Source organism: Crenothrix sp., from assembly GCF_043729335.1.
Classification (GTDB): Bacteria; Pseudomonadota; Gammaproteobacteria; order Methylococcales; family Methylomonadaceae; genus Crenothrix.
On sequence record NZ_JAYTLQ010000057.1, the window covers coordinates 180,039 to 192,408 of the forward strand.

At 43.1% G+C, this 12,370-nt stretch carries 9 protein-coding genes; 5 read left to right on the forward strand and 4 right to left on the reverse strand.

What is annotated here, in order from left to right:
• Positions 1–24 precede the first annotated feature (24 nt).
• From ACHZC4_RS14230 to rpiA, 5 genes are all read left to right on the forward strand, one after another.
• Positions 25–1,359 carry a hypothetical protein gene (locus tag ACHZC4_RS14230; protein WP_394754524.1) on the forward strand — a complete coding sequence of 445 codons (1,335 nt, stop codon included), beginning with the start codon at positions 25–27 and terminating at the stop codon, positions 1,357–1,359.
• 125 nt (positions 1,360–1,484) lie between these two features.
• The gene (locus ACHZC4_RS14235; protein ID WP_394754525.1) at positions 1,485–2,867 is read left to right on the forward strand and encodes a hypothetical protein; all 1,383 of its coding nucleotides are present in this window, start codon (positions 1,485–1,487) and stop codon (positions 2,865–2,867) included.
• An 83-nt stretch (positions 2,868–2,950) separates the two neighbouring features.
• Positions 2,951–4,006, forward strand: a complete 1,056-nt coding sequence (locus ACHZC4_RS14240; protein ID WP_394754536.1) for a glycosyltransferase — start codon at positions 2,951–2,953, stop codon at positions 4,004–4,006.
• Positions 4,007–4,074: 68 nt separating this feature from the next.
• Positions 4,075–5,436, forward strand: a complete 1,362-nt coding sequence (locus ACHZC4_RS14245; RefSeq protein WP_394754526.1) for a phenylacetate--CoA ligase family protein — start codon at positions 4,075–4,077, stop codon at positions 5,434–5,436.
• Between the two features lie 97 nt (positions 5,437–5,533).
• Entirely contained in the window at positions 5,534–6,187 is a 654-nt protein-coding gene (gene rpiA, locus ACHZC4_RS14250; RefSeq protein ID WP_394754527.1) for a ribose-5-phosphate isomerase RpiA, read from the forward strand.
• A gap of 210 nt (positions 6,188–6,397) precedes the next feature.
• Here rpiA and ACHZC4_RS14255 read toward each other — a convergent pair whose 3' ends face one another.
• The 4 genes from ACHZC4_RS14255 to ACHZC4_RS14270 all read right to left on the reverse strand — a co-directional run bounded on the left by ACHZC4_RS14255 (position 6,398) and on the right by ACHZC4_RS14270 (position 12,055).
• Positions 6,398–7,102 (reverse strand): hypothetical protein, encoded by a 705-nt coding sequence (locus ACHZC4_RS14255; protein WP_394754528.1) that lies wholly within the window; start codon positions 7,100–7,102, stop codon positions 6,398–6,400.
• A gap of 3 nt (positions 7,103–7,105) precedes the next feature.
• A complete protein-coding gene (locus ACHZC4_RS14260) occupies positions 7,106–7,639 on the reverse strand; it encodes an ATP/GTP-binding protein (protein ID WP_394754529.1) in 534 nt (177 codons plus the stop codon).
• A 138-nt stretch (positions 7,640–7,777) separates the two neighbouring features.
• On the reverse strand, positions 7,778–9,124 hold the full coding sequence (locus tag ACHZC4_RS14265; RefSeq protein ID WP_394754530.1) for a hypothetical protein: 1,347 nt from the start codon (positions 9,122–9,124) through the stop codon (positions 7,778–7,780).
• Positions 9,125–9,820: 696 nt separating this feature from the next.
• A complete protein-coding gene (locus tag ACHZC4_RS14270; RefSeq protein ID WP_394754531.1) occupies positions 9,821–12,055 on the reverse strand; it encodes a methyl-accepting chemotaxis protein in 2,235 nt (744 codons plus the stop codon).
• Between the last annotated feature and the right edge of the window lie 315 nt (positions 12,056–12,370).

Here is a 12,370-nt window from a genome sequence, read left to right on the forward strand (position 1 = left end):
ATACAAAAATTCAGGAACAGCGCAGTGACAAGATGTTTAATTAAAAAACACCGCAAGGCTTTTGTGAGCAATATTAAATCGATCAATTCATTACAGCGTGTTGGTTATTCAGTAATTGTAGGGGGCATTTTTGCTGTCCTGAGCTCACCGACTTTTGCCGTAACTAAGTTAAATCAAACTTTTACGCCTTATGTTGGGACTAGCCATGCATATGATAGTAACCTGTTACGTGCGTCTGGCAATAATACTAATCCAGCCAATGGTAAAACTTTAAAAGACAGTTTTATCAATCAGATTCGAGCAGGTTTAAACGTCGATTGGCATTTAAGTCGGCAACAATTTATTGTTAATGCAGACGTGAATCAAAATTGGTTTACTGCTTTCGATGAGTTGGATTATTTTGGTCATGATGTGCTTGCGCAATGGAATTGGGTGATAGGCAGTAGGTTAAAAGGTGAGATTGGTTACAGACATGATAAATCTTTGGCAAGTTTTGCTCAGTTAAATGCGAATACACAGGGCGGTGTGCTTGATAATTTACAGACTGCACAGCTTTATTTTGCTAATGCTGAATACGAGATTTTGCCCAGCATTTTCTTGAAGTCCGGATTTTTGCGCAACGATTGGAATTATGGAAATGGTCGCGAAAACAGTAACCAAATTCAAAACAGTGGTGAATTCAGTGTGCAGTACCGTAATTTAAGCAAAACCACAATAGGTTTTCGTGCCGTAATTACCGATGGCAAATACCCTAATAGACCGGATAACGATCCTTCTGATAATGCTTTTTTTCGTACCAGTTATTATCTGGATGGAGAGTGGCGGCACAGTGATAAGCTGCGTTTGGATGGGTGGGTTGGCTATGTCCAGCAAGATTATGAGCACCAGAATGTTGCGCGCCCCCCAGATAAGGTTAATCTGGATTTTTCGGATGTAGTGGCACGCCTTGACATTAATTGGTTGCCCAGCGAAAAAACCACCCTGGTTTTTTCGGCATGGCGCGCAGTTGACCAAGCTTTTACATCCAATGCGACTTTTGTTTTGAGTACGGGTGTTAGAGTGAGGCCGATGTGGTTGCCAACAGCCAAAATACGTGTGGAAATGCCGATTTCTTATGAAAATCAAAGTTATTTAGGCGGGGATCCTAATAATACTGGTGTAGGCTCTGGTCAAAATACTAATTTCCAGCAAGTCGATGACATTGTTGACGTTGGCTTAAACCTTATTTATACCCCGTGGTTAAATACTGAATTATCCTTGAATGTTAAGCATGAAGATCGAAGCTCTAATGCGGATGCAGCGTCGAATTTTACCTATGATGCTCAAACGGTCGGCATTAACGCAAAAGTAGAGTTTTGATCGTTAAATTTGTCGAAATTCGTAGTTTGCCGCAGATATAGCCACATGGAACATTGCTAATAAATAATTATGCTTAATTTATTAATAAATATCAATTTAATAGTTATGTGCCGCATTTCTACTAAATGAAACAGGTTGATTTTAAAGTAAGTTTGAAAGTTGGCCTAACAGCACACGTACCAAAATGGGCGAAATCTGGTATTGCCGCCTTAGTAGAATTACACAACGTTGATCTTTTGCCGACTAATGACTCGTGTGAGCCTGATGTTATTTTGCATTATGGCAATTACACAGATGCGGCGTGTCAGCACTATGGTTACGGACGCTTGGGCTTTTGGTTTTTTCGATTTGCAGGTCTAGATGTTGATGCCATGTCAGCGGGGCGGCATTCTGCGGCAGCCGGATTACCTCTTGAAGTAAGTTTGTGGGCTCGCTTTCCAGATGGTAGTTGTCAGTGTTTATATCAATCATTTGGGCTTCTTGAGCCGTTCATCATAAAGCGTGGTGTCCACGATGCATTAGCAAAAGCGGCATTTTTCCCTGCCCGCGTTGTATCTTCATATTTTAAAACGATGGTGCTGCCTGTCTGCTCTGCACAATCGCTGCAAATTTCATCAACTACTTTTGTCGCCCGTTTTATGGAAGTAAAAGCGATAGCGCAAAAAATTGTACGTAAGTTGCTTTATAACGGGCAATGGTCTGTTGTTGCGGGTGTGGGAAACGACATGATTCCTCATCCCATAGGCCAATGGTTTTTAGTGCCCAAATCGGATTGCTTTTGGGCAGATCCATTTCCGTGGGAACATGAAGATCGGCAGTGGATCTTTTTAGAGGAATTGCCATTTTCTACGCAGCGTGGTTATTTGGTGGCGATTGAGTTATTTAAAGATGGCAGCCACAGCGATGCGCAGCCTGTGATGATAGCGGATACTCATCTTTCTTATCCCTTTTTGTTTAAATGGGATGGCGATTTATATATGGTGCCAGAATCGGGTGTAGCCAGAAATATTGTATTATGGAAGTGCGTATCGTTTCCAAATAAATGGCAGCAGGTGACGGAGTTACTCAGCGATATTCGCGCGGTTGATGCAACCTTAATTGAATATCAGGGCTATTGGTGGATGTTTGTCTCGGTGGCCAAAGAAGGCATTTGTATTCACGATGAGTTACATATCTATTTTTCCGACACACCCCTAGGAACCTGGCAGGCGCACCCTGAAAACCCAGTTAAATCAGACGCACGTAATGCAAGGCCTGCGGGCAATTTATTTATAGAAGAAGGCATTCTTTATCGACCAGCCCAAGATTGCAGTACGGAATATGGCAAAGCCGTTATTTTAAATCGTGTGGATCGTCTCAATAAACACAGTTTTTTAGAAACACCCATAGCGCGATTGGATGCAAGTTGGTACAAGGATTTTTTACGGGTACATACTTTGTCGAGATCTGAAAATCTTTGGGCTATAGATGGTTTTCGGTGGATAGCGCGATGGCGTAATCTTTTCTGAAAGATTAGGTTGCTGCATTCCAAAAGAGTACGTACAGGCAAGTATCTAATATTTAAGAAGCTGGGAGGACTGTATTGAATCTTATGATAGGTACTGATCCTTTGAGCCAGGGAGGGATTGCCTCGGTAGTTTCTGTTTTAGTCGATGAAGGTTTTTTGCAGAAACACACTATAAAATATATCACCTCGCATGTTGAAGGCGGCTCAGTTAAGAAACTAGTTTTGTTGGTAAAGTCTGTTTTTGATGTCTTCCGGATGTGTCTTTTTTATAAGCCGCGTGTTGTGCATGTTCACAGCGCGTCTGATGCCAGCTTTATCAGGAAGTCATTATTGCTTGCTGTGGCCAGGCTGTTTGATTGCAACACTATTTTTCACTTGCATGGCGCTGGATTTGAACAGTATGTGACGAAGGAATCATGCACACTCATGCAATGGTGGATACGTAGAACGCTTGAAAAAAGCACTAAAGTTATTGCATTATCTGAAGAGTGGGCTAATTTTCTCTGCAAGATTGCCCCTCGTGCGGATATTTATGTCCTGCCCAATTCAGTAAAACTTGAGCCTTTAAGTGATCATAACGAAGAAGAACAAGGCCGAATCCTGTTTTTGGGACGTGCTGAGCAGCGCAAGGGGATATTTGAATTGTTAGCCGCGATAGCGCAGCTTAAGTTATCTTATCCTGCTATTAAATTGGTAATCGCGGGTGACGGTGATCTTACCGCGGTGCAGCGCAAAGCTGAAGCGTTAGGTATCGTTGAAAATATTGAAATTCTGGGCTGGATAACAGCTGATCAAAAACAACAACAATTACAGCGTGCGTGTATTTTTACCTTGCCATCTTATGCAGAAGGTTTGCCAATGGCTATGTTAGAAACCATGTCGGCGGGTAAAGCGATTGTAGTTACCCCGGTGGGAGGCATTGCCAGTGTGGTTAAGGATCAGTTGAATGGCTTATTGGTTGCACCGGGTGATGTCGCCGCATTGGCAGCTGCTTTGGGTCGATTGCTAGGTGATAAATCGTTACGTGTGCAGCTGGGTGACAGCGCACGTAAAACGATAGCGGATCGTTATAACAGTGCTAGGGTGCTTGAGAAACTATCTCATCTTTATGATGAGCTCAGCGGTATTTACGTGCTGTAAATTTGGCGAGGCTGCATCTTATTCTCTGTAGCAGCAGGATAGTTTTTCTTTTATTACTTAGATTGCTCATGTATTCGTCAACTTTTTACCAACAAAGTCCTGTTGCTGTGCAAAATGCTATGGTTTCGGCGCGGAATTTCCTGGTGCGTAGTTTGCGTAACTCATCAAAATTTCGTTTAGAATCCAATGAAGTCGCGAGTACTCAGTGGTTAAATACGGATGACTTGGCACAGTTACAACTTAAGCGTTTACAGGCCATGGTGGGGCATGCGGCTTTGCATGTGCCGTATTATCGTGATTTATTCGCTACCGCAGGATTTTTACCCAAGCAATTAGTCTGTCTTGCTGATATGCAACGTATTCCGGTGTTGACTAAACAGGATATTTTGCATCAGGGCGAGTGTATGCTGGCCGAAAACCTGCGGGATTACCGTGTTGCCACCTCAACCAGTGGCACAACGGGCATGTCGCTTAAATTATGGCGGCACCTGCATTCTATTAATCGAGAAAATGCCTTTGTTTGGCGGCAATGTAATTGGGCTGGGGTAAAGCTGGGTGAGCGACGCATGTGGATGCGCGGTGATAAGATTGTACCGGTAAATAAAACAAAGCCGCCTTTTTGGCGTTATAACATCGCTGAAAACACGATAATGATGTCAGCTTATCATTTGTCAGAAGACAGTGTAGAAGCCTATGTACAAGCGCTGGAGAAATTTGATCCTGTTTTTGGCATGGCTTATTCAGCCCCGTTGGCATTTTTAGCACGTTATTTACTCAATGCGGGACGACGTTATCGCGGTAAATCGTTGCGCTGTTTTATAACTTCCAGCGAAACAGTAACTGATGAGCAACGCCAAGTAGTAAAAGAAGCCTTTGGTGTGCAAATTTTTGATTGGTACGGCTCGGCGGAACGTGTGAGTGCGATAGGAACCTGTGAACACGGTAATTATCATATTTTGAGCGATTATGGTTTTACCGAATTGATACCTCAAAACGATAGCACCTATACATTGGTCTGCACTGGCTTTGATAATTTTCTGATGCCGCTTATACGTTATCAGATGAGTGATAGCATTGCTCTGGCAGATTCAAGCTATGCTTGCCTTTGTGGGCGGCATTTTCCGGTGGTTGAGCGCTTGATAGGGCGCTCGGAAGATTATCTACTGATGCCGGATGGTCGGCAGGTATTTATGGTGGGCGGTATTATTGATGGGCTGGATAATATTCTGGAGTCACAAATAAGGCAGGATACGCCGGATGAGGTGAGAATTTTATTAGTGCCCGTACAAGGTAGCGTAGTGGATGAACAACAGGTTATCCTCCAAGCCCGACAGTTGCTGGGTGAGACGATACGTATTAAAGTGGAATGGCGTAACGATATTCCAAAAACCAGTAATGGCAAATTTCGCGCGGTTGTACGGTCTATTTAACAGCAGTTTGGCAAGCTGTTAAAAAAGGGCTGAGCTTTTTGAGTATCTGCGGTATCATCTCAAGCTGTTTTTTTAACCTTTATGACAAAATAAACTCATGACTCAAGATGAATCAAAACAAAAAGTTGCTCATGCGGCTTTAAAATACGTTAAAAATGTCGCTATTATTGGTGTGGGCACTGGCTCGACGGTTAATCACTTTATCAATTATTTGGCCGATATTAAAGCCGATATTGATGGTGCGGTATCCAGTTCAGAAGGCAGTACGGCGCTGTTAAAAAAACTGGGTATTCCGGTATACGATTTAAATGCGGTGGGCACGATTGAAGTGTATGTCGATGGTGCTGATGAAATCAATCCACTGAAACAGTTGGTTAAAGGCGGCGGCGGCGCATTAACACGGGAAAAAATTATTGCAGCGGCCAGTAAAACTTTTGTATGTATCGCCGATGGCTCCAAATGCGTTGATGTGTTGGGCGCATTCCCCTTGCCTGTTGAAGTGGTGCCGATGGCCAGAAGCTTTGTAGCCAGAGAACTGGTTAAGCTTGGCGGCCAACCGGTGTGGCGCGAAAATTTTATTACCGATAACCACAACCATATTCTGGATGTCCATAATCTTAATATTATGGAACCCATCAAATGGGAACAAACGATCAATAATATTACCGGTGTTGTTGCCGTGGGTATTTTTGCTATGCGACCTGCGGATGTGGTGTTAGTCAGCCGAGGTGATGAGATCATTACCTTATAACAGCATTGTAAAAACGGCTATCTACTTACAGCGTTTTCAGTAACAGTTGGTTATATTCGATGGAGTGCAAACCTAGGTTTGTACTCCGCCGTAAAAATTAACATTATTAACCATATATGAAAACGCTGTAAGTTGGGCAATAAGACTAATTCTTGAATAGTACTCTGTCTTAAGCAGATAGACGCGGTATCGATAAATGACTATTGGGTATTAAGTGGTTTTATTTTTTCGATGACTGGCTTTAGTGCTATGGGTAAAAACCGGTTCATCGTGTGAACCGGTTTTATGGTAACGCACCGTCAGCACCCATATCAGTGATACAAATTCCGGTTGGTTGAAATTCGGTGGGCCAGAAATAACCAGATGAAAGCGCTGTGCGCCAATCATGATCGGCCAAAAACCAATTTTGCTATTGCCGGTAACATCAATCACTGCCCAGGCATTGCTAGCAAGGCCTAAGTTCTTAATCAACACACCTGATCTACGATTGTAAACCACTGCAATTTCAGCACTTAATGCTGATAACTCTTCGGCAACTTCATGCGGAAAACCGTTGCTGGCCAAATAAAAGCCTTGATTGTCGGCCAGCAATGCTTTGCCTGTTTGTGACAGCTTAAGCAATAAGCCCGGTAACAATTTTTCCAAAGGCTCTTGTGGAAAATGTAAGGGTTGATTAATGCCCTGAACCCAGCCCAGGCGTTGGCAGTGGTATAACAAATCCAGACAAGATTCTTCCGTGTCCATGTTCATTAACTGCTTAATATTAGCTATGTTTAATAAAGGTGTTTGTTGTTGCTGCAATAAGGTACATAAAAATTGCCTTGATTTATCCGTGTCATTGGAGGCAATGGCATAATAGGCGCCAGCAGGCGTGGGATACAGGTAGAGGCCGTCCTCCAGTTTATAACTAGCCATAATTTATTCCGTTTTTGAGCTGGGATCTATGGAGTACATCAGTGATTGCACTAGTAACGAGACATCTTTTTTAACGCGCGCATCAACGCTAAATACCGGTGGATTTAAGTTTAAGGTTTTTAATTGCGTACAATAATCAGCAATGGAAAAGCGGTTATCCAGATCCATTTGGGTTACGCCAATAGCAACACCGGTATCATCAATAAAGGTGCGAAATGAATCCAGAAAAAAGCGCATATCTTTAAACGGGTCAGGACGTGTTGTGTCGATTAAAAGAATCAGGCCAATGCCGCCGGTTTTCAAAATATCCCACATAAAATCAAAACGCTCTTGTCCGGGCGTACCGTAAAGATGGATTTTTTCACCCCCTTCTACCTGAATCTGGCCATAATCCAGCGCTACCGTGGTGGTGGCTTTGCGTACTTTAGTCATATCACTGGCGGCAACGTCGGTGCTAATGGGTAGCATGTCGCTGATGGCAGCGATAGCCGTTGTTTTTCCCGAACCTACTGGGCCTGTAAAAATTATTTTATACATGGAGCATGTATCATCCGTAGTTGTGTGTTACAGCGTGGGGGCTTGTTTGGGTGTAATGCATCCATGTCGATGTTGTCATTATAAAAAACGCATGTTGCAAAAATGGTTGAATCTGCCACAAAAAATTTGGCGCTTACGCTATCGCCCTAATAGCTTATTAAGAATTTTAGACAAAATACTTTTTTGTGCATTTGTTTTTTTCCGAACTGCCGGTGGCACTACTTCATCAATAGTGAGTCGTGGTATTTGACGGATTAAACCCAGTGAATTGGCGGCACTGACAAACACCGAAACATAACGTAATTCTATATTAAGTGCATTGGCAACGCCGATCATGGTGTCCGGACCTTCTTTTATAAGCAGCGCCGCTATGCGTAAAGCGTGGGGCGTAACGATGTTACGCGTAAAGTTGGGCCATCTTTTTAATAGAATAGGGCTGTTTATGTCTATGGATTGAGGGTAGCGCCCTCGTGAACTCCAAAGGCTGAGCTTCCAGAGAAAGGCATCCATGTCTTGCTTTTTTTCTGGCGGCACAGTGGATTCATCCAGATCATTGGGATCAAGAGGGATTACCGTGACCGTTTTGCTATTAATTTCAATATCAGATACGGCTTTAAGGAGTTTATCATCGGCATCCCACCAAATTTGATTGCTTTCTGGCAATATTATAAGCGGGTTCCAACCTAAAGTAATTTGTAAAATATTTTTTTCGGTAATAGCTTGGTTAAAGACACGTTGTATATAACCTTGATAATATTTCTCAGGATCGTAAGTTGCTGTACGTTGCTTTGCCGGATCGTCGAGATCAATATCAACCACCGTGCCAATGAACTCAGAAAACTCATCTTCTTCTATTTGCAGTGACAGATGTTCTTTGATTGCTGTTGTGGTTAGCGCGTTTTCAGTGGGGTCTTGTGTTTGTTCAGAAGGACTGAGGTTTTCTGGTGCAAGTTTAGAATGATCGACGATATTTTCAATGGGCTGTGGTTTTGCTTGCGATGTGGTATCGGCTGGTGTTTGAGGTGTCGAGATGGATATTATGGGTATTATGGGTATACCATTATTTTGAACTAATGGGGCAGTTTCTGGAACTTTGGGTGCAGTAAAACGCGGCCTGTGAATAGGCCGGGCGCGTTTTTTACCTTCGCTGATATCTTTTGCCCAGTCCAGTGCTTCAAACATTGGGTCGGCGGAGATGGGCTTGTCCAGATACATGATCTTGTCATGGTTGATACGGTCATGCACCTGGGATGACAGGACAATAATGGCGCGCATTTTGCCTTGCTCAAGACTTTGTTCCAACAACTGTTTTGAATGCTCAAAACGGGTATCTATTATGGCTACGTTAGCATTGCCTTCATCAACCACGATAGCATGGCCTTCGCATGGGCCTTTAAAAAACATAGACATAATCTTGCACGAGCGCTCATCCATGCCAAGGAGAGCAATCTGCAATTGGGTTTTCTGTTGCTTTGTTGGTCTCATTAAAATGGCGAATATCGCCCCTCACAAGTATAAATAAGGTGAAAAATACAGATACCTATATCAATTGCAGTGAGCCAATTAATATGTTCTTGTTAGGCAAAGCCGCAAAGTTTTGTAACACTCACGAGCAATTGCTAGTGTAAAAATAACAAGCAACTATCACGCCGAATTTTGTAAAAACAGGGTGTTTCGTCTTAACTATTTGAATTTAATCTATTATTTCTCTATCATCTTTTGGAGTAAGAGTGATGCCATGTCATGCTGTGGCCATAATTGTAAAGTATACAAGACAGATTGTGTCACTTTATAGCCATCGCTGTCGGTGTTGTTTGCTGTGTATTTAATTATAGGTGTCTAAACGGCTTTTCAGCACAATAAATATAGTGCGTTGCAAGCGTGATGCTCTCATCTTCTGAAGTAAAAAGTAGGGATGAGGGGAATAATAGCAAGGATTTGCATTGCCTCATCTTAGCTTTCTCTTTGTAGAGAAGTCGCAGTAGACGTATTTTTTAGATAATACACGTTTAAAATCAAGATAACTTGTTAAGCATTTTCGCATAACTAAGTGAGTTTAAACAATATTCGTAGTATGTCTTTAAAACAAGAAAACCGACACATAACAAGGTGTCGGTTTTGGTGTGAGATTTTGGCGCTTGTTGACCTGTTATTGCCTATTAAGTCAATACAGATGCCAGTTTAGCCGGCTACCTTAGGCAGTTTAAATACACCTACCGAGGCGACCAGTTCTTTTGATAATTCCACCAGACGGTCAGTTTCAATACCTTGAGCTTGTAATTGATCGTAGTTTTGTGTGGAGCTTTTTTGAATAAGCTGCGCTCTTTCTACCAAGCGTAAAGAGGTTTCTGATTGCGCAGTTGAGCTTTTGGCAATACGGTTTACCAGCTGTGCCAGAGTCGCTGTGGTATCACGGGTTTCGCGCATTTCTTCACCGGCTTTTTGGGCGAGATCAGTACCCCGTACCACCTGACTGATCGCATCGTTCATGGTGGTTACCGTATCAGCGGTTTCAACCTGAATATTGTTAACCAATCCAGAAATTTTGGATGTCGCATCACGGGAGTTTTCCGCCAGTTTTTGTACTTCGTTAGCAATTACCGCAAAGCCACGACCTGCCTCACCGGCAGAAGCCGCGTGCATAGACGCATTCAGCGCCAGAATGTGTGTACGTTCAGCAATGTCGTTAATCAGGTTAACGATACCGCCAATTTCTTGTGAACGTTCACCCAAACGTTTAATCCGCTTTTCAGTTTCGCGGATGGTGTCACGAATAGTGGTAATGCCTTGCACGGTACTAAATACAGTTTCCTGCGCTTTATCAGTGTTTTGAATGGCTTTTTCAGCAGCCTGGTTACAGGCAAACGCCACCTTGGCAATATCTATCATGGCTTTTGATGCGTCGCTAAGTTCCTGAGCGGCTTGCTCTACTTCGCGTTTTTCATCAGAGGCTTCGCTAATAACCAGTGCGGATTGATTTTGTACTTGTCTCGATACATTCGAGACATCGCCAGCTATTTTTACAACCTTAATCAATACTTTGCCGGTTTCATCAGCAAGCATGTTTAACGCGTCTGATACTGGGCCGGTCACATCTTCTGCAACGGTTGCACGGGTGGTTAAATCTCTTTGCGCGAGCTTTGCCACGGTTTGCAGTAGATCGATAACTGAGTTATTGAGCTTATCGTTTTCATCCATAATTTTGGTGTTAATCAACTCACGTTGGTCAACCATCATGTCAAACTGACGACCTAATGCCCCGATTTCATCAAAACTTTGGATGTTGGCGCGCACTTTGGTGTCACCGCCTGCCATTTTATCCATTACACCTACCAGATAAGAAATGGGGCTGGTGATCGAGCTAGAAATAAACCGCGCAATCGTGGTGGCGATTAAAAATACCAAAGCCACAACTACCAGGGTAATAAAGAAGGTAGTGTATAACGCGGTACGTGTCGCTTTAATCTGGCGATCAAACTCTTTGCTGATGGAATCGATACCGCTGGTGATATAAGCAAATTGCTGATCAATGCCTTGATTATATTTGGCAAGATAATCTTGAGCAGGGTAGTTTACGGTTTTAGCGTTAATGATTTCAGCGCTGCTTAATGCGTTGGTCTGTTCCGCAGCAGCGATAGCTTCCTGGGTTTTTGGATAAATACGGGCTTTTAATTCAGGAAAGTTTTTAACTGAACGTTCAATATAGTTTTTGCTGACTTTAGCCAAATCGCCACTGCGTCCTGTAAAGGTAGATAGTAACAAGCGGTCTTGCTGAGCAATGCCGTCGGTACGGGCGGTATTGCTGGTTAATACAGTAGAACCAACATGGCGGGCTTGTGCCATACTTTCTGCAACGGCGGGCGTGTTTACCAGCACGGTTTGAATCAGGTAATAGGTTTCCGCGTCAGGATCCAAATCCATCGTAGAGCCGGAAAGTATTAAATCTTCAACAGAAAAAATTTGTTGTACCAATTGAGTTTGGGCATCCCAGGCTTTTTCCGGCGTTAAAGTTTTGGCCGCAATGCTAGCTGTTTGTTTGGTCCATTCATCTTTAAACGCACGCCAGGCTTCAACTAAGCCTGGATAATTAAAGTTGGTTGCCATTTTGTCAAATTTTACGATTTGTTCATCAACACGCGCTTTAGTTTGCTGGCGATCTGTTTCTGCTTTTGGGTCGCCGCTTAGGGCTGCAAAGGCTAGGTCACGGTGTTTTTGCACGTCATTAAGCACTTGCAGCGCATTACTGGCAGGTTGTAAGCCGACCTGTTCTGACGCTGTAATTTCGATGTGTTTTTCCTGGCCGCTGTAATACAGGTACAGCGGCATTAACACTGGAATGGTGGCCACAATGCAGAGTAGCAACAGCTTTTGTCCGAGCGTAAGCCCGGTAAACAGATTGGTATTGTCTTGTTTCATGAGTTTAGCGTCCTTTGGGTTTCAATATGAGTTCTGTTTATAGACTAATGCTTGCGCTTAAAATAAAGTGTTGGGTCAGGTTATTGGGTGGGTGATGTATCATGATTTTGTGTCCTAATGTTTGAGAATGTGTTCGTGTTGCGGTTCGGATGGCTAGTCTTATAGGTTAGGTTAATCGCTTTGTCTAAAGCATAGTCTCGTTATCGATAACTCAGCCTAGTACTCAGTCAATCTTACATTGTCGAGTAATATAAAATACTCCGTTCGTCCTGAGCTTGTCGAAGGACTTGTGGTTCATGGTTCGACAAGCTCACC